Below are 17,237 nucleotides of genomic sequence, written 5' to 3' on the forward strand. Positions count from 1 at the left end.
CCGATGCCCTGCTTGCCTGGGCGCGCGAGGCGGCCCGTGATCCGCGCGTTTCCCTGCGTGTCACGGGGTCGGTCGATGGCTCGTCGGCGGACGTCGATCCCGCCACGCGCAGCGCTGCCGTGCTCGCGGCGGATCGCGCCCGCGCGGTTGCTGCGGCGCTTGCGACCGTCGCGCCCGGCCGCCTCGTCATCGTCACTGCCGACCGGCCGTCGCGCCGTCAGGTAGTGGTTACCCTGTCGTTCACCGGAGATACTATGTGATCGCGCTCGCTCTGGCGCTTGCTGCCGCCCCCCATCAGGATACCGCCGCGCTCGACAAGGCGGTTGCCGCCTTTGCCGGCAAGGCGATCGGTGAGGACGGCGGCCCGCGCGCCGCCATCGACGGGCGGCTGCGACTCAAGCAATGCCCGACGGTAGCCCTGTCGTGGCGGACCGACGCGCATGACGCCGTTGTCGTGTCCTGCGCTTCGCCGGAGTGGCGGCTGTTCGTTCCGATCCGGATGCCGGCACAGCAGGCGGTGGTCGCGCGCGCCGCGGCGGCGGCACCGGCGCCGGCGGCCGAAAAAATCATTAAGCGCGGCGATCCGCTGGTGATCGAGGCGGGTTCGGACGGCTTCTCGATCACGCGCGAAGGCATCGCCCTAGCCGATGCGGCGGAGGGCCAGCGGCTGATGGTGCGCGTCGACAGCGGCAAGATGCCGGTGCAGGCGGTGGCGCTGGCGCCGGGCCGCGCGACGCTGCCGGGATGGGTTGAGTGAAAAAAGTCCTAAAGCGGGGAATGCCGCTGCCGTTTATCCCGTCGGGATCGAGGCGCAGCAGGTGTTTTCATGATCGACTCAATAGGGGCCAAGCCCACGGATCGGAAGGTTTCCGCAGTCACGCGGGTGGCCGCGCCGGCTCAGCCTGCGGGCGTGACGAAGCAGGCGGCGGCCGCGGCGGCGCCAACCGTTGCCGCCCAGCTGGCGACGGCAGCTCCGGTGGATGCTCAGCGCGTCCAGGACATCAAGCAGGCGATCGCCGAGGGCCGCTATCCTCTTTCCCCCACCAAGATCGCGGACGCGCTGATCGCAGCTCGCTACGAATGGATGTCGCATGACAAGGCGTGACGCCCTGATCCGCGTGATCGAAACGCTGCACAGCGAGATCACCGCGCTGAAGACCAACGACGTGGCGGGGCTGGAAAAGGCGACATCTGCGAAGCTTACCGCCATCGAGGCGCTGCGCGGCATGGGTGGCGGGCCGGCCGGGCCGGAGCTGCGCGAGCTGGCGGACGAGGCAGACCGGCTGAACGACACCTGCCGCATCTATGTGAACCTGATGGCGGCAAATGTCCGCCGCCGCCTGCAACTTCTGACCGGCGAGGGCGGCAATGCCTATCGTCGCGGCCCCGTGGCCTACGCGTAACTGACCCTCCCCGCGGCGGGGAGGATTGGCACACCTCTTGCTGATGGCACTCCTGAAACAGGGAAGTGCGCACAGCAACGATGACCATCAACGCCGTCTATACCGTCGCCGGGCGCGTGCAGTCTGCGATCAAGCAGGCCGCCGCCCGTACCGGCATCGACTTCGACTATCTGATGGGTCAGGCCAAGGTGGAGAGCGGCTTCAACGCCTCCGCGCGTGCCGGCACCTCCTCGGCTACCGGCCTCTACCAGTTCATTGAACAATCCTGGCTTGCCGTGGTGAAGGATCATGGCGCCGAACACGGCATGGGCTGGGCCGCGAACAGCATCCAGCGTACGTCCTCCGGCCGCCTGACCGTGAGCGATCCGGGAATGCGCCGCGCGATCCTGGACCTGCGCAACAATCCCGAGGCCGCCTCCCTGATGGCGGCCGAACATGCCAGCGACAATAAGGACGCGCTGGAGGCGAGCCTCGGCCGCGAAGCGACGGGCACCGACCTCTACATGGCGCATTTCCTGGGGCTGGGCGGTGCCAAGCAGTTCCTGCGGGCAATGCAAGTGTCGCCCGACCGCACCGCCGCCAGCATGTTCCCCGCCGCTGCCGGCGCGAATCGCAACGTCTTCTTCAATCGCGATGGCTCCGCCCGCTCGCTTTCCGAAGTGTATGAACGGTTCGGCGCGAAGCTGGGCGGCGGGGCGGGCGCTGCCGGCAGCACCGGCAATGCCGGCAACGATTTGCCGCGTCTGCAATTTGCCGCACAGATGCTCGACATGGAGGGTGCCACCGTCATCACCGGCGCGAACCAGTCCGCGGCCGATGCGATGAACTGGGCAAGCGCCGCCATGGGGCGCGACACGCCCGCCGCACGAGTGCAGACCGCCAACCTGCTGCGCCCCTCCCCAGACAATGCGCGGCTCGCCTATATGATGCTCGCGAGCATGGGGGCCTGATCGCATGAAGCTGCTCGCCAACTCGCGCCAGGCGGCGCTGCCCGCCGCGATCCTGCTGCTCGTGCTCGTCATGGTGGTGCCGATCCCGGCGGCGCTGCTCGACGTGTTCTTCGTCGCCAACATCGCGATCAGCCTCGCGGTGCTGATGGTTGCGCTGAACGCGCAAAAGCCGCTCGACTTCTCGTCCTTTCCAACCGTTCTCCTCTTCACGACCCTGTTCCGCCTTGGCCTCAACGTTGCGTCGACCCGCGTCGTGCTGGTTCATGGACATGAGGGCGAGGCAGCGGCCGGCCATGTGATCGAGGCGTTCGGCAGCTTCCTGATCGGCGGCGACTATATCGTCGGCATCTTCGTCTTCGCGATCCTGATGATCATCAACCTGATCGTGGTGACGAAGGGCGCGGGGCGCGTGTCCGAAGTGTCTGCGCGCTTCACGCTCGATGCGCTGCCCGGCAAGCAGATGGCGATCGACGCCGATCTGAACGCCGGCCTCATCACGCCGGAGGATGCCAAGAAGCGCCGCGTCGAAGTATCCACCGAAGCCGATTTCTACGGCTCGATGGATGGTTCGTCCAAGTTCGTGAAGGGCGACGCGATCGCCGCGATCTTGATCCTGGCGGCGAACATCGTCGGCGGCCTGATCCTGGGTCCGGTAAGCCACGGCCTATCCATCGCCGACGCCGCCAAGACCTATACGCTGCTGGCGATCGGCGACGCGCTGGTCGCGCAGCTTCCGGCGCTGATGCTTTCCATCGCCGCCGCCGCAATCGTGACGCGCGTGTCGAGCGAAAAGGATCTCGCCGGCCAGATTGGTAGCCAGTTCGGCTCCCCGCGCACCTGGACGCCGGTGGCTGGCATCCTTGGCCTGCTCGGCATCCTGCCGGGCATGCCGCATCTGGTGCTGCTGCCCGCCGCGGGCATCGCCGGCTTCGCCGCGTGGAAGCTCAACAAGATCGCGCAGCGCCCCGCGCCGGTTGAGGAAGTCGCTGCGCCCGAGCCGGTCGACCAGTCGCGCATCGGTTGGGAGGAAGTGACCGACGGCATGATGGTCAATCTCGACATCGGCTATGGCCTTGTGCCGCTGGTCGACGAGCGCAAGGGCGCGCCGCTGATGGGCCGGATCACCGGCGTGCGGCGCCAGCTGTCCAAGGAACTCGGCTTCGTCGTGCCGCAGGTGAAGGTGCGCGACGATATCAACCTTGCCCCCTACACCTATCGCCTGCTGGTCGGCGGCGTGGTCGTCGGCGAGGATCAGGTGTCGCCGGACGAGATGCTGGCGCTCGACACCGGCACCGGCTTCGGCGAGCTGCAGGGCAAGAAGGCGAAGGATCCGACCTTCGGCCTCGACGCGACCTGGATCGCGCCGGGCGACGCCGATGCGGCGACGGGCGCTGGTTATTTGGTGGTCGACAGCGGTACCGTGATCGCCACGCACCTGAACCATGCGTTGGGCGCGAACTCGGCCGATCTGCTCGGCGCGGACGAGGTGCAGGCGCTGCTCGATGGTCTGAAGGAGCGCAGCCCGCAGCTCGTCGCATCCTTGTGCCCCATGCCGCTGTCGCTGACGACGCTCACCAGTGTGCTGAAGTCGCTGCTGAACGAAGGCATCACCTTGAAGGAATTCCGCCGCATCGCGTCTGCCATCGCTGTCGTCGCGCAGCGCACGCAGGATGCCGAGGAAATCGTCGAGCTGATTCGCCCGGAACTGGGGCCGCTCATCATCCAGAAATTGTGCGGCGTGCGCGAGCCGCTGCGCGTGATGACGCTGGAGGGTGGCCTGGAAGGGCTGCTCGGCCAGGCGATGCGCGCCGATCCGTCGCGTCGCCATGTCGTCGAACCCGAACTTGGCCGCCGCATCGTCGATGCGCTGCAGCGCGCCGCCCAGCCGATGATCGCCGAGGCCAAGCCCTTCGCGCTCGTCGTTCAGCCCGCGATCCGTGTCGCGATCCGCAAATTGGTCAAAACCTGTCTGCCGGACACCCCCGTCATGAGCTTCTTTGAAGTCCCCGAGGACAAGGCCGTCGAAGTCGTCGCCGTGATCGGCGCGAACGATACGCATCCGGCAATTGGCGCGGGCCAGCCGCAGATGGCGGTGGCGGCATGAGCGCGATGCCGATGCGTGCCGCCTTCGCCGACGCGACGCCGCTGACCTATTCGCCGCGCCAGCGCGCGCGTGACGAGGGGGCGCTGGTGCGTGAACATCTGCCGCTGGTGCGCCGGCTGGCGTGGCACGTCCATGGCAGCGTCTCAACCGCGGTGGAGGTGGAGGATCTTGTGCAGGTCGGCCTGGTGGCGCTGGTCGAGGCCGCCGCGTCGTTCGAGGATCGCGGGCAGGTGACGCTCAAGCAATATCTTGCCACGCGGCTGCGCGGCGCGATGATTGACGAGCTGCGCCGTCATGCCGCGATGACCCGCGGCGCGATCAAGCGTCGCCGGGCCTATCAGGGCGCGATCAAGGCGCTGACCGGGGAGCTCGGCCGCGCCCCGTCGGAAGGCGAGATCGCCGCGAACCTTGAGATCAGCATCGACAAGCTGCGCGCCGATTATGCCACCGCGGAGGCATTGCGGTTCGACTCAATCGATGAGGTCTATGCCGATGATCAGCCCTGGTTCGCCAGCGACGAGCCGAGCGCCTTTGACCAGCTGGCGGAAGGGCAGATGCGTGACCGCCTGGTCGCCGCGATCGCCGCATTGCCGGAGCGCGAGCAGATGGTGATCCAATTGTATCACGCCGAAGAACTGAACCTGGAGGAGATCGGCGCGGTGCTTGGCGTCGGCGCTGCGCGCGTCTGCCAGATCAAGTCTTCCGCCCATGCACGACTGAAGAAGGCGATGCTGCGCGGCTGAGCGCCTGAGGCGAGCAGGAAGGGGCGCGGCAGACGGGCGCATCTAACGCAGATCAAACTGAATCCCGGGAACGGACGGTACCCCTCACGCGTAAACCGGGCCCATGCCACAGCCCCAGACACCCCTGTTCCCCTGGCGCCATGAGGATCAGGACCGCTTCGAGCGGCTGCTCCAGGATCATGTCCAGGATCGCCTCTTCCCCTGCGTCGGCGCCAAGGCCGCCTTGGCCAAGGGAACGCTCAACGTCCTCGCCTGCAATCGCATCGACAGTGGCTGGGATGACCTGCGCATCCACGACGGTCTGATGCGCTTTGCCGAGGCCTATCGCGAAGAGCCGGCGCTCTATCGAAGCTTCGCCGTGGTCTTCAACGGCCCCGACACGCTGAGCGAGGCGGAGTTCGAGAAGGCGCTGTGGGCCCGCATTCAATCGCTGTCCGACAAGGACGTGTGGCGCGGCCAGGAATATGACGCGCGCGTCAGCCCCGATCCCGAGGATGTGCACTTTTCGCTGAGCTTTGGCGGCGAGGCGTTCTTCGTCGTCGGCCTGCACCCCAATTCCAGCCGCCCGGCGCGCCGCTTCGCCAAGCCGGCGCTGGTCTTCAACCTGCACGACCAGTTCGAACGGCTGCGTGCGGACGGCCTGTATGAGAGCATGCGCGAAAAGATCCTGGTGCGCGACGAGGCGCTTGCCGGTACGCGTAATCCGATGCTCGCCCGGCACGGCGAGGCGAGCGAGGCGCGGCAATATAGCGGCCGCGCCGTGGACGAGACCTGGACCTGCCCCTTCCACTATCACGGCCAGAATGACTGAGGCGATCCGTATACCGGAGCGTAGCGGCACGGCATTTCGGCTGCCAAAGGGCGCGCTGCTGGAGGTGATCGATCCGAAGGGCGTGCAGGTGTCGGACCTGCTGGCCTTCAACGCCGATGACATGGGAGAGGCGATCTCTTCGGGGCGCACGTTCGATTATGCCGAGACGATCTATCTCACGACCGGGCATACGCTTTATTCCAACCGGTCGCGTGCCATGCTGGAAATCGTCGCCGATGATGTCGGCCGCCACGATTTCCTGCTGACGCCGTGCAGCTACGACACGTTCCGGCATTTCTATCCTGACAAGCCGCTTCATCGCGGCTGCTTCGGCAACCTCGCCGAGGCGCTGGCGCCTTACGGCATCACCGAAGACATGATCCCATGCGCGTTCAACTGCTTCATGAACGTGCCGGTGAATGGCGAAACGGGGAAGCTCGAAGTGCTGCCGCCGATCAGCAAGGCGGGCGACAAGATCGTGTTCCGCGCGGCCATGGACCTCGTCATCGGCCTGACGGCCTGTTCCGCTTATTCGTCCAACGGCGGAAGCTTCAAGCCGATCGATTATCGCATCGTGGCGGGCGATGCGGCGTAAAGTAGTTGATTTATATCAGTTGTTGTAAGCTGAGCGGAACTCGCCTGCGTCCCTAATGTTCGGCAAGCACTGCCCTTGGCCGGGAAAGTCCTTTCCGGATCGAGTGCTGTTGATCGCAGGAGGATGCAAGTGAAGCTAGTATCGAGTTTTGCCATGGTCGCCGCAATGGTCATTGCCGGTCCTGCCGTGGCGCAGGCGACATCGCCTTCGGATTTCGTGAAAAAGGCAGGGGCGAGCGATCTTTACGAGCGCACGTCCAGCAATCTGGTGCTGCAGACGAGCAAGAACGCAAAGGTGCGCGAATTCGCTCAGATGATGGTCAAGGATCACACCAAGAGCACGAACGACGTGAAGATGGCCGCCAAGCAGGCTGGCCTCACGCCGCCGCCGCCGGCGCTCGAGCCGGAACAGTCGCGCATGGTCGCTGAACTGCGCCAGGCGAGCGGCGCGGCACGCGATCAGTTGTACGTCACGCAGCAGAAGACGGCGCATCAGAAGGCGTTGGCGCTGCACTCGGCATATGCCCAGTCCGGTAGCGCCGCGCCCCTGAAGACGGTCGCCGCAAAGACTGCCCCGGTGGTGAAGCACCATTTGGACATGCTGAACGCCATGTGATGCGAAAACCCCGGCCGCCAATTGGCGACCGGGGTTCTTGCGCGGCACGGCTCCATGCGGAACCGGCCGTTCGTGCGTTCCTGCGCAGTGGCACCGGCACCCAGATGGGGGCGGTGCCGGTGCCGCTCTCGGCTTAGCCGAGAAGCTTCATCACGCCCTGCTGCGACTGATTGGCCTGCGCCAGCATCGCGGTCGACGCCTGGCTGAGGATCTGGGCCTTGGCGAGGTTGGTCGATTCGGCCGAGAAGTCAGCGTCTTCGATGCGGCTGCGGGCGTCCGACAGGTTGGTGGCGTTGGTCGTCATGTTGTTGACCGCCGACTCAAGCTGGCTCTGCGAAGCACCCAGGCTGGCGCGGACCGTCGCGATAGCACCAAGTGCCTTGTCAATCGTGCCGGCCGTTGCGCCGGATGTCTTACCATCGCCAAGGACAGTGTCGGCCGAGAAACCCGCAGCGGAAAGATCAAGCTTTGCTGCGCCCGCAACCAGCGTGTCCACGTCCAGCAGGCCGCCGAGCTTCATCGAGACAGTATCGTCCTTTGTCGCACCGACCTGAATGTCGATCTCATCAAGGTCGGCCGCAGAAGCCGCCTTAGCTTTGTCAAACAGTGCGACGCCGTTGAACTTCGTATTATCGATGATGCTGGTAATCTGCGTTTGCAGAGCATCGACTTCCTTCTGCATGTTGCTCTTGTCGTCATCGCTGTAGGTGCCCGAAGAAGCTTGGGTGGCAAGTTCGCGCATGCGCTGCAGCATGTTGCCGACCTCGTCCAACGCGCCTTCTGCCGCTTGCGCCATCGAGATGCCGTCGTTGGCGTTGCGGATGCCCTGGTTCATGCCGCGGATCTGGGCGGTCATCGAGCTGGCGATGGCGAGACCCGCGGCGTCGTCCTTGGCCGAGTTGATGCGCTTGCCGGTCGACAGGCGTTCCATGGCGGTCGAGAGAGCGGTCTGAGCCTTCGCCGACGCGTTGCTGGCGCGCAGCGACGAGATGTTGCTGTTGATAACGGTCATGGGTTCGTTCCTTTGTGCCTACGGTCTCCCGCCGCCCCCAGAGCGGAGGGCCGAGCCGTCGAGCTACGAAACGGCAGGCTGGCGCAGGGGTTTAGCGTTTTTTGATCGACGCGGCGGACGGCATTGTTTTGGCCGATCCGACGCGATTTCGGCCGATCCGATGCGCCTGCCGGAGCAGACCGGCCGGTAACCGGCAAATCTTGGCCGGATTCTGCCGCCGGCCGGCAAGCCGCTGCCCCGATCCATGAGCTCCCCTGCGCGCGCCCGCGTCCCTTGTGGTGGCGCGGCAACGTGCCGGCAGAATTCCGCCGGGCGGCTGCCGGTTAAACAGGCCGTTAACCAATGAACCACTACGGACGGAATCGTTCACAGGGGAAGTTTGAATGCGCGCGGTCGTTCCATCCAAAATGGTTGCTGATGCCCATGTTGCTCTGGTTTCCTCTTTGCGGGCGCAAGGCTTTTCCACGACTGCGCCGACGGGCCGCCCGCAGGGCGACACGGCGTGGCTGGTGACGGAGGGCGAGGCATCGCCCGTGCCGTCGCGCACCGTCGTGCTGGGCCGCGGGGAGCGCAAGATTGTGCCGTTCCGCGATGGCGCGCCGGCACGGCTGACGTTCGATCACGCCGATGCCGTGGTCGGCAACGCCTTTGTCCGGGCGCTGGCCGGCGGCCCGGAACTGCCGACCGCTGCCGACCCGGAGAGCCTGGCGCTCTACGCGCTCGCCGAGCGGGTGGCGGAAGCCGATATCACCGTGCTGATCAATGGTCCGACGGGCACGGGCAAGGAAGTGCTGGCCCGCGCCATCCACCGCAATTCGACGCGTCGTGACGGCCCATTCATCGCCATCAATTGCGCGGCATTGCCGGAAACCATGCTGGAGGCCATGCTGTTCGGCCATGTGAAGGGCAGCTTCACCGGGGCGTCATCTGGCGGCGACGGTTTTTTCCGCGCGGCGAACGGCGGCACCATCGTGCTCGACGAAGTGGCGGAAATGCCGCTTCCACTCCAGGCCAAGCTGCTGCGCGTGCTCCAGGAGCGCGAAGTGGTGCCGATCGGCGCGACCCATCCGGTGCCGATCGACGTTCGGGTGGTGGCCTGCGCCAACCGCGATCTGCAGGAAGAGGTTGCCGCCGGACGCTTCCGCTCGGACCTTTATTACCGCCTGTCGGTGTTTCCGCTGACCACGCGGGCGCTGGCGGAACGCGCGCAGGACGTGCCGGCGCTCGCCGCCACCATGATCCTGCGCCATGCCGGATCGCGCGCGGTCGTGCCCTGGCCCTCGCACGAGGCGGTCGCCAAGCTGACCGGTCATGACTGGCCGGGCAATGTCCGCGAGCTGGAGAATGTGATCCAGCGCGCGCTGCTGTTCTGCGGCGGCGATACGATCGAGGCCGAGCATATCGTGTTCGATCGCGCCAGCGCCCCGCGCCCCGCGGTGTTCGCGAGCGAGCCGGCAGCCGCCGCTTCCGGCACGCTTGGCGCGGTCGTTCAGCTCTCCGAATTTGCCGCAATCCGGGAGACTTTGAAGGCGTGCGGCGGAAATCGTATCGAAACTGCGCGCCGTCTCGGCATTTCGGAACGAACCTTGCGTTACCGTCTCGCGAAGGCACGCGAGCAAGGCGAGGAAATCGCCGCGCCGCATGATCGGAGACTGACGGCATGAGTGGTGTTGGTGGTGTAGGCGGGATCGACCGGGTGATGGCGCTTCGTGCCCAGATCCTGGAGCGTAACGCCGCGCTGAGCCGGGCGAACGCAACGGTGGCGGCGGCGCCAAGTGCGCCCGCGTCCGGCGCACAGCAGGCCGGCAGCTTCGCCGCGACGATGGAGACCGCGCTCCAGTCGGTGAACAATCAGGCGAACAAGGCATCGGCACTTTCCGAAGCCTATGAGCGCGGCGAAACGGTGGACATCGCCAAGGTGATGCTCGCCCGCCAGGAGGCGTCGGTCGGCTTCGAGGCGACGCTGCAAGTCCGCAACAAGATCCTGTCCGCGTACAAGGACATCATGAGCATGCCGGTCTGATATGGCTAACGCACTTGCCCCTTCGAACGCTGTCATCCCGGAACGCTTCGCCAATCCGCTGAAGCAGATCCAGGGTGTCTTCGCGCAGCCCGCGGTTCGCCGCGCCGGCCCGATGGCGCTGATGGTCAGCCTGATCGGCGCTTCCGCGCTTGCTTGGTCCGCGCTGTCCGGAGCGCCGCAGAAGACGCTTTATTCGGGCCTGCCCGATGCCGACAAGGCGGCCGTCACCCAGGCGCTGACCGCTGCCAGCATCGACAGCCACATCGACGACGCGACCGATGCCGTGACGGTGAACGAGGAAGATTATTCCCGCGCCCGTCTGCTGCTTGCCGGACAGGGCCTGCCCAAGGCGGCGCCGGGCGGCTATGCGATCCTCGATCAACTGCCGATGGGTGTCAGCCGCGCCGTGGAGGGTGAGCGCCTGCGCCAGGCGCGCGAGACCGAGCTGGCGCGGTCGATCCAGGAAATCGACGTCGTCACCGAGGCGCGCGTACATCTCGCCATGCCGGAGGCGAGCGTGTTCGTGCGCGACAATGCCCAGCCTTCCGCCTCCGTGGTGGTGAAGCTGCAGGGTGGCCGTGCGCTCAGCGAAGCGCAGGTCCAGTCGATCATCAACCTTGTTGCTTCCTCCGTTCCGGGCATGAAGCCGGAGGCGGTGACGATCGTCGATCAGATGGGCGGCCTGCTCTCCAAGGCGGGCGGCAAGGGGCAGAGCGGCACCGAGCAGCGCATCGCTCTGCAGCAGCAGGTAGAGGAAAAGTATCGCACGCAGCTGATGCAGCTGCTCACGCCGCTTGTCGGCGCGGGCAACTTCACCGCCGAGGTGCAGGCCGACGTCAACATGGACGAGACGCAGGCCACCCGCGAAAGCTATGACAAGGAAGGCGCGCTGCGCGCCGAGACCGGCAATTGGACCGGCACGCAGGCAGCGGATGGCCAGGCGCCCGGCGGGATCCCCGGTGCGCTCAGCAACACGCCGCCGCCCGCCGCCACGCTGCAGCAGCCGCAGGCTGCGCTTGGTGCCGATGGCCGCCCGGTTCAGGCCGTTCCCGGTGGCCCCGCACCCAATCCCAACAAGCAATCCGACCAGTTCGCCCGGTCCTATGATCTCGGCCGCGAAGTTTCCGTGACGCGCGCCGCACCAGGCGGGGTCAAGCGCCTCTCGGTCGCGGTGCTGCTGCGCGAGCCGGAGAAGGGCAAGCGCACCGCGATGGAGATCAACCAGATCACCGAGCTGGTCCGCTCCGCGGTCGGCTATGACCAGGCGCGCAACGATCAGGTCACCGTTATCAGCCGCAAGTTCGCCGGTGAGGCGGAAGCGGGCAGCGACGGCCCGGCATGGTATGACAACAGCTGGATGCCGGTGATTGCGCGCAATGTCACCGCGATCGTCATCGCGCTGCTGGTGCTGCTGCTTGGCGTGCGCCCGCTTGCCAAGGCGCTGATGAAGAAGAAGGAAGAAGCAGAAGCGCCGGTGCGTGGCGCGCTCGGCCTTTCCGCCGACGGCGGTGGCGAAGACGGGGAGGGCGCTGCCCTTCGCGCCGAGATCGCCGTCACGCCACCGGTGACGCTCGACGAGATCGAGGCGAGCCGCAATTATGATGAGCGGATCGGCAAGGTGCGCGGCTTCACCCGTGACAATCCCGCCCGCGCCGCGCTGGCCGTGCGTGACATGATGAAGGCGAGCGCGCAGTGACCGACGTCGCGCTTCGCACCTTTACCGGCACCGAGCGTGCCGCGGTGCTGATGATGCTGGTCGGCGAAGAGGAAGCTGCGGCGATCCTCCAAAAGCTGGAGCCCGACGAGGTGCGCGAGCTTGGCCGGGCCATGTACACCGTCGCGGACGTCAGCGAGGCGGACGTGGAGGGCGTGCTTGACGACTTCGTGGGCCGTGCGCGCGAGCGCACCGGCATCACCTTTGATCCGAAGCCCAAGATCGAGGCGGTGATGCACCGCGCGCTTGGCCAGGAAAAGGCCGAGAGCGTTCTCGCCCGCATTACCCCGCCCGAGGCGGCGTGCGAGATCGAGCTGCTCGACTGGCTCGACGCCACGGACATCGCCGCGATGATCGAGAAGGAGCATCCGCAGGTCTGCGCCCTGCTGATCGCAAACCTTGATCCGTCGATCGGCGCGCAGGTGCTGGAACTGCTGCCCGATGCCGCGCAGCCCGAGATCCTGCACCGTATCGCGAAGCTTGGCCCGATCACGCCGGAGGCGGTGGAAACGCTGAAGACCATGATCGGCAGCCGCGCGGTGAGCGCTGCCCAGGGCACGCAGGTGAAGCTGGGCGGCACGCGCGAGGCGGCCAAGATCCTTCAGGGCGCGCGCAAGGCGACCGAGCAGCGCGTGATGCCCAAGCTGTTCAAGCTCGACAAGGAAACGGCAAAGCAGATCGAGGAGGCGATGTTCGTCTTCGACAATCTGCTCGACATGGACGACAAGAACCTTGGCACGTTGATCCGCAATATCGACGGCGACATCCTGACCCGTGCGCTGAAGGGCGTGGACGAGGCGGCGCGCGGTCGCTTCCTCGGCTGCATGTCGGCGCGCGCCGCGGACGGTATCCGCGACGAGATGGAAGCACGCGGGCCGATGAAGCTCAGCGAAGTGCTGGAAGCGCAGAAGGCGATCATCGCGATCGCGCGCAACCTGGCGAAAGACGGCACGATCATGATGGGCGGGGGCGAGGACGATTATGTCTGAGGCAGCGGCAAATGTGTTCGTCGCCGGCTTTGCGCCGCGTCAGGACGATGCGGCGGTCCGGCTGCAGCGAGTCTTCGCCGATCGGCCCGCCGGCTTCGCGCCCGGTGACCTGATCGCCCGCATCGAAGAGGCCTTTTCGGCGTCACCGGAACCGCATCTGTCGCCGAATGCGGCGTCCGCATCTGAGCCCGAGCCGCCAACGCTCGATCCGGTTGCGGCGGCGATGGCCGAGGGGCCGGCGATCGACCCGCTGGCGGAGGCGCACCAGGCCGGGTTCGACGCCGGCTATGCCGCCGCGCGAGCCGAGCATGAGGCCTTGGCGCAGCGCGATCTGGCGCTGATCGAGGGTATCGCCGCCGCGCTGAAATCCGATGAGCGGATCGATCGCGAGCGCATTGCGCGGCAGCTTCGCCAAACGGTTCTTCATCTCGTCACCCGGCTGGTCGGCGAGGCTGGCATTTCCGCCGATTTGCTTGCCGGCCGTGTCGAAGCGGCGTCGGACCTGCTGGCCGATGCGTCGGAAAGTGCGATCCTGCGCGTCCATCCGGCTGACGTGCCGCTGCTCGAAGGCCGGTTGCCGGAGACGATCTTTGCGGTCGGTGACGGCAATCTCGCCCGCGGCAGCTTCATCCTTGAGGCCGCCTCGACCATCGTCGAGGATGGGCCGGAGCTGTGGCTGGAACAGCTGACCCGCGCGCTCGACAAGGTTGCCGTACCCAACGGCTGACGGTCGGGCGCCGTCCCGGCAATCCGCGGGATTTCTCCTGGCGCTCGCAACTGGATCCCGGCCTCACCGGGAGTGATTTCACCAAAGGTCGCAGATGCTCAATCGCTTCACCGCCGATTACCTCGACGCGCTGGGCAATGCCGATTTCCGGCCCGCACCCAAGGTTGCCGGTCGGCTTGCCTCCTATGATGGCCTGTTGATGGAGGCGGTCGGCCTGACGCTGCCGGTCGGGACGGTGTGTCGCATCGGGGACGCGGCCGTTGGCGTGGAGGCCGAGGTGATCGGCTTTCGCAACGGCCGCACGCTGCTGATGAACCTTGGCGGGCCGGCCGCGCTGCTGCCGCAGATGCCGGTTCGCCCGACCGGTGCGCCGGGCGAGGCAGAGGTGGGCGATGCGCTGCTTGGCCGGGTGGTCGATGGTGCCGGCCATCCCATCGACGGGCTGGGGCCGATCCGCGGGGCAACGCGCTGGCCGCTTGCCGGCAAGCTCCAGTCGCCGCTCGATCGCGGCCGCGTGCTGGAGCCGCTGGACGTCGGCGTGCGCGCGATCAACGGCCTGCTGACGATCGGCAAGGGGCAGCGCGTTGGCATCATGGCCGGTTCCGGCGTCGGCAAGTCGGTGCTGCTTGGCATGATGGTGCGTGCGGCCAAGGCCGACGTGATCGTCATCGGCCTGATCGGCGAGCGAAGCCGCGAAGTCGCCGACTTCCTCGAAACCAAGGTGGCGGGCGAGGCGCGCAAGCGTTCGGTGGTGGTCGCCGTGCCGGCCAACCACTCGCCGGTGCTGCGCATCCGCGGGGCGCTGCGCGCGACCGCCATCGCCGAGGCGTTCCGCGACGAGGGCAAGAACGTGCTCCTGATCATGGATTCGCTGACCCGCGTCGCCCATGCCGGTCGTGAGATCGGCCTTGCGCTGGGCGAGCCCGCTTCCGCGCGCGGCTATCCGCCGTCGGCCATCGCCATGCTGCCCAACCTTATCGAACGCGCCGGTACCGATGTGAACACCGGCGGCGCAATCACCGCGATCTATACGGTGCTGGCGGACGGCGACGACGGCAATGATCCGGTGGTCGATTCCGCCCGCTCGATCCTAGACGGCCATATCGTGCTGAGCCGTGCGCTGGCCGAACATGCCGTTTATCCCGCGATCGACGTGTCGAAATCGGTCAGCCGCGTGATGACCGACATTGCTGGAAAGCCGCACGTCCAGGCCGCGCGTGTGCTGCGCCGCCATCTCGCGACCTATGAGGAAAACCGCGACCTGGTGCTGATGGGCGCCTATCGCGCAGGTGCCGATCCCGCGATCGACGCGGCGATCGCCTATCACCCGGCCGTCATGGAATTCATCCGCCAGGACGCCGACGCCAGCGTCTCGCTGGATGATGCGGTGATGGAGCTGACCGGCGTGTTCGGCGATGGATAACAAGAAGCTGCAGCGGCTGCATCGCGTCCGCACGCTTCAGCTTGGCATGGCGCGCGCGGCGGAAACACGCGCGCATGAACAGGTCGCCAGCGAAACCGCGCTGTCGCAGCGCATTGCCCAGCTCGCCTCCGCCGTTACGCCGGGGCAAGGCACGGGCGCTGCCGTCTCCTTCGCCGCCATGGCGCACTACCGGGAAAAGCTGCACCGCAACGCCGAAGTGGTTGAAAATCGCGTCCGCAACGCGGCCGTCGAGGCGGATCGCGCGGCGGAAGCCACCCGCTCGGCGAAGCGCGACCAGAGCGCTGTCGAGAAGCTGATCGCCCGGGGCGAGGCGGAGGCGGCGCTGCGTGCCATTCGTGCGCTGCAGGATGCGCCGCCCACCCGCCCGATCACGCGAACGGTTCGGCACGATCCTTGCTAAACGGTTGGTCGGACCAAAGCGACGAGATTCCGACCACCGCCATGCTGCCCATTCCCGTTCTTTCCAACATTCCGGCGATACCGGGGATTCCGGGCGTGCCAAGCGTGGCGGGTATTGTGCCCGGCGTTGCCAATGCTGCGGTCGATTTTGCGGCGTTGCTGCCGGCCGGTGTGGCGCCCGTCATGCCGCGGCAAGGTGATGGCGAAAGCGGCAGCAACTTGCCGGCAACACCCGGCAAGGAGCTGGCCGAGGGTGAGGAAGCGGCGGTCGCCGGCTGGATCACGCCTCCCGTCTGGCTGGTCACCTGTCCGCCGCCTGTGCAGCCCGGTGTCGAGGAGATGGCGCCCGTTGGTGGCACGGTGGCCGCGCAAGTGACAAGTGCGCCGCTGACGCCGGCGCCGTTTCCCGCGCCGCTTATGGCTGCCGACAGGCTTGAGCCGCTTCCGGGCTTGGGGCAGCCGCTTGCCGACGCGGCGTCCACGAGCCTCGAGCCGTATTCGTCCATCGCGCTGGCCGAAAATTCTGCACCAGGCGAGACAGTTTCGCACGGTGATGTCGTGGTACCGGCGGTGGTCCGTGGCGAGGCGGAGGTCGTGAGCACCATCATCGCAGCCACTCCTTCGGCGCTGTTAGCGTCCGTGTCCGTTGCCGGCGAGGAAATCGCCCCCGTGCGCAGCCTGGCATTGCCGGTGTCTGGACTTGAGCCTGCCGTACCCGGCGCCGCTCCGGTGAACGCAGAACCAGTCGGCGCGATCGCGATGGGTACCCGGCCTGCCACCATTGTCCCTTCTGCCGGGTTGCCGATGACACCCCAGGCCGCAGAAGCTGCGACGCCGGTGATGGTGCAACAGGACCTCGCGGCCGCCGACGGTGCAGAGGCGCGCGCGCCGGTGGCGTCCGCCCCGTCCCCGTTGCCGCAACCGGTGGTGACAACGCCGGTTTTGCCCCCGGCTTCCGAGCGCATCGGCATGCCTGAATCATCCGGCGCTACGAAGCCGAAGCCGGATTTACCGCAGGTGCAGGTGCCGCTCGTTCGCGGCGAAGTGCCGACGGCGACAAGCGCCGGCAAGGATCGGCCCGTGGTGCCTCCGACGCTTTCCGTCGCGGGCGGTGGCGTTCTTCAAGCCGCACCGGCGGCTCAGCTGGTCGCCGCAGGGCAGGTTGCGCCGGCCGCTCAGGTGTTCGCTGCCGCCATTCATCGCGCCGCGCGTGATGACCGTCCGGCCAGTCCGGCGGACGTGCTGATCGCCGGTGTCGTGCCGACCACTGACGTGGCGCCCCATGCCGTGGGTGCGATCGAAGGCATGCGCCATGCCGCGCTCGACATGGCGCATGAGGCATGGCCGACGAAGATGATCGAGCGGATCGAAACGCTGCGCGATGCGATGAACGCTGTGGATACCAGCATCCGCCTGGTGCCGGACAAGCTCGGCACGATCGACGTGACCTTGCGGCGCGATGGTGATGCCGTCGCGGTCCACTTCAACGCGCAGCAGGCCGAAACGCGTCAGTTGCTCGCCGACGCACAGCCCAAGCTGGCCGAGCTGGCCGAGGCAAAGGGCCTGAAGCTTTCCGCACAGGCGGGGCAGGTCGGTCATGGCGGGCAGGGCGATGGCGGACAGCAGCAGCAGCAGCAGCGCGCGCCCTCGTCGGCGCCGCTTTCCACCAATCGGGCTGGGCGCGTCGCGGCGCAAGACGAGGCCGCGC

At 66.9% G+C, this 17,237-nt stretch carries 18 protein-coding genes and 1 pseudogene; 18 read left to right on the top strand and 1 reads right to left on the bottom strand.

All coding sequences use genetic code 11. The features are described from left to right. From AX702_RS22305 to AX702_RS00065, 10 genes and pseudogenes are all read left to right on the top strand, one after another. Positions 1-260, top strand: a pseudogene (locus AX702_RS22305) (hypothetical protein); the annotation flags it as partial. Further along, on the top strand, positions 257-757 hold the full coding sequence (locus tag AX702_RS00025; protein WP_066774743.1) for a flagella basal body P-ring formation protein FlgA: 501 nt from the start codon (positions 257-259) through the stop codon (positions 755-757). The pseudogene AX702_RS22305 and the gene AX702_RS00025, both read left to right, overlap by 4 nt. Before the next feature lie 69 nt (positions 758-826). Then, positions 827-1,105 carry a flagellar biosynthesis anti-sigma factor FlgM gene (flgM, locus tag AX702_RS00030; protein ID WP_066774745.1) on the top strand — a complete coding sequence of 93 codons (279 nt, stop codon included), beginning with the start codon at positions 827-829 and terminating at the stop codon, positions 1,103-1,105. Further along, entirely contained in the window at positions 1,092-1,403 is a 312-nt protein-coding gene (locus AX702_RS00035) for a hypothetical protein (protein ID WP_066774747.1), read from the top strand. The genes flgM and AX702_RS00035 overlap by 14 nt, the downstream gene beginning before the upstream one ends. Before the next feature lie 80 nt (positions 1,404-1,483). Next, a complete protein-coding gene (locus tag AX702_RS00040) occupies positions 1,484-2,353 on the top strand; it encodes a transglycosylase SLT domain-containing protein (RefSeq protein ID WP_066774749.1) in 870 nt (289 codons plus the stop codon). Positions 2,354-2,357: 4 nt separating this feature from the next. Continuing rightward, complete coding sequence (flhA, locus tag AX702_RS00045) at positions 2,358-4,457, top strand: flagellar biosynthesis protein FlhA (protein ID WP_066774752.1); 2,100 nt, start codon at positions 2,358-2,360, stop codon at positions 4,455-4,457. Next, entirely contained in the window at positions 4,454-5,200 is a 747-nt protein-coding gene (locus AX702_RS00050) for a sigma-70 family RNA polymerase sigma factor (protein ID WP_066774755.1), read from the top strand. The genes flhA and AX702_RS00050 overlap by 4 nt, the downstream gene beginning before the upstream one ends. A gap of 103 nt (positions 5,201-5,303) precedes the next feature. Next, positions 5,304-6,011, top strand: a complete 708-nt coding sequence (gene gntA, locus AX702_RS00055; protein ID WP_066774757.1) for a guanitoxin biosynthesis heme-dependent pre-guanitoxin N-hydroxylase GntA — start codon at positions 5,304-5,306, stop codon at positions 6,009-6,011. Beyond that, the gene (locus tag AX702_RS00060) at positions 6,004-6,606 is read left to right on the top strand and encodes a DUF1989 domain-containing protein (protein WP_066774759.1); all 603 of its coding nucleotides are present in this window, start codon (positions 6,004-6,006) and stop codon (positions 6,604-6,606) included. Before gntA ends, AX702_RS00060 begins: the two co-directional genes overlap by 8 nt. 129 nt (positions 6,607-6,735) lie before the next feature. Beyond that, the gene (locus tag AX702_RS00065; RefSeq protein ID WP_231731665.1) at positions 6,736-7,221 is read left to right on the top strand and encodes a DUF4142 domain-containing protein; all 486 of its coding nucleotides are present in this window, start codon (positions 6,736-6,738) and stop codon (positions 7,219-7,221) included. Positions 7,222-7,354: 133 nt separating this feature from the next. On the opposite strand, the gene AX702_RS00070 is transcribed toward AX702_RS00065, so the two are convergent. After that, positions 7,355-8,233, bottom strand: a complete 879-nt coding sequence (locus tag AX702_RS00070; RefSeq protein ID WP_066774763.1) for a flagellin N-terminal helical domain-containing protein — start codon at positions 8,231-8,233, stop codon at positions 7,355-7,357. Between the two features lie 383 nt (positions 8,234-8,616). Between AX702_RS00070 and AX702_RS00075 the strand changes: the two genes are divergently transcribed. The 8 genes from AX702_RS00075 to AX702_RS00110 all read left to right on the top strand — a co-directional run. Further along, complete coding sequence (locus AX702_RS00075) at positions 8,617-9,897, top strand: sigma-54 interaction domain-containing protein (RefSeq protein ID WP_066774771.1); 1,281 nt, start codon at positions 8,617-8,619, stop codon at positions 9,895-9,897. After that, positions 9,894-10,256 carry a flagellar hook-basal body complex protein FliE gene (gene fliE, locus AX702_RS00080; RefSeq protein ID WP_066774774.1) on the top strand — a complete coding sequence of 121 codons (363 nt, stop codon included), beginning with the start codon at positions 9,894-9,896 and terminating at the stop codon, positions 10,254-10,256. The genes AX702_RS00075 and fliE overlap by 4 nt, the downstream gene beginning before the upstream one ends. Position 10,257: 1 nt before the next feature. Continuing rightward, entirely contained in the window at positions 10,258-11,952 is a 1,695-nt protein-coding gene (gene fliF / locus AX702_RS00085) for a flagellar basal-body MS-ring/collar protein FliF (protein ID WP_066774777.1), read from the top strand. Next, complete coding sequence (gene fliG / locus AX702_RS00090; protein ID WP_082745886.1) at positions 11,949-12,959, top strand: flagellar motor switch protein FliG; 1,011 nt, start codon at positions 11,949-11,951, stop codon at positions 12,957-12,959. The genes fliF and fliG overlap by 4 nt, the downstream gene beginning before the upstream one ends. Next, positions 12,952-13,686 carry a FliH/SctL family protein gene (locus tag AX702_RS00095; RefSeq protein WP_066774781.1) on the top strand — a complete coding sequence of 245 codons (735 nt, stop codon included), beginning with the start codon at positions 12,952-12,954 and terminating at the stop codon, positions 13,684-13,686. The genes fliG and AX702_RS00095 overlap by 8 nt, the downstream gene beginning before the upstream one ends. 94 nt (positions 13,687-13,780) lie before the next feature. Continuing rightward, complete coding sequence (locus tag AX702_RS00100) at positions 13,781-15,109, top strand: FliI/YscN family ATPase (protein ID WP_066774788.1); 1,329 nt, start codon at positions 13,781-13,783, stop codon at positions 15,107-15,109. Next, the gene (locus AX702_RS00105) at positions 15,102-15,530 is read left to right on the top strand and encodes a hypothetical protein (RefSeq protein WP_066774791.1); all 429 of its coding nucleotides are present in this window, start codon (positions 15,102-15,104) and stop codon (positions 15,528-15,530) included. Before AX702_RS00100 ends, AX702_RS00105 begins: the two co-directional genes overlap by 8 nt. A 41-nt stretch (positions 15,531-15,571) precedes the next feature. Further along, positions 15,572-17,237 (top strand): flagellar hook-length control protein FliK (locus AX702_RS00110; protein WP_197420443.1); only part of this gene is annotated, 1,666 nt, incomplete at its 3' end.

Source organism: Sphingomonas sp. CCH5-D11 (genome assembly GCF_001557395.1).
Lineage (GTDB): Bacteria > Pseudomonadota > Alphaproteobacteria > Sphingomonadales > Sphingomonadaceae > Sphingomonas.

Bases quoted from the DNA above. Each gene is read 5' to 3' on its own strand.
- fliF (WP_066774777.1), top strand. From the start codon at position 10,258: ATGGCTAACGCACTTGCCCCTTCGAACGCTGTCATCCCGGAACGCTTC.
- AX702_RS00035 (WP_066774747.1), top strand. From the start codon at position 1,092: ATGACAAGGCGTGACGCCCTGATCCGCGTGATCGAAACGCTGCACAGC.
- AX702_RS00070 (WP_066774763.1), bottom strand. From the start codon at position 8,233: ATGACCGTTATCAACAGCAACATCTCGTCGCTGCGCGCCAGCAACGCG.
- AX702_RS00105 (WP_066774791.1), top strand. From the start codon at position 15,102: ATGGATAACAAGAAGCTGCAGCGGCTGCATCGCGTCCGCACGCTTCAG.
- flhA (WP_066774752.1), top strand. From the start codon at position 2,358: ATGAAGCTGCTCGCCAACTCGCGCCAGGCGGCGCTGCCCGCCGCGATC.
- AX702_RS00075 (WP_066774771.1), top strand. From the start codon at position 8,617: ATGCGCGCGGTCGTTCCATCCAAAATGGTTGCTGATGCCCATGTTGCT.
- AX702_RS00095 (WP_066774781.1), top strand. From the start codon at position 12,952: ATGTCTGAGGCAGCGGCAAATGTGTTCGTCGCCGGCTTTGCGCCGCGT.
- AX702_RS00100 (WP_066774788.1), top strand. From the start codon at position 13,781: ATGCTCAATCGCTTCACCGCCGATTACCTCGACGCGCTGGGCAATGCC.
- gntA (WP_066774757.1), top strand. From the start codon at position 5,304: ATGCCACAGCCCCAGACACCCCTGTTCCCCTGGCGCCATGAGGATCAG.
- AX702_RS00040 (WP_066774749.1), top strand. From the start codon at position 1,484: ATGACCATCAACGCCGTCTATACCGTCGCCGGGCGCGTGCAGTCTGCG.
- AX702_RS00050 (WP_066774755.1), top strand. From the start codon at position 4,454: ATGAGCGCGATGCCGATGCGTGCCGCCTTCGCCGACGCGACGCCGCTG.
- AX702_RS00060 (WP_066774759.1), top strand. From the start codon at position 6,004: ATGACTGAGGCGATCCGTATACCGGAGCGTAGCGGCACGGCATTTCGG.
- fliE (WP_066774774.1), top strand. From the start codon at position 9,894: ATGAGTGGTGTTGGTGGTGTAGGCGGGATCGACCGGGTGATGGCGCTT.
- flgM (WP_066774745.1), top strand. From the start codon at position 827: ATGATCGACTCAATAGGGGCCAAGCCCACGGATCGGAAGGTTTCCGCA.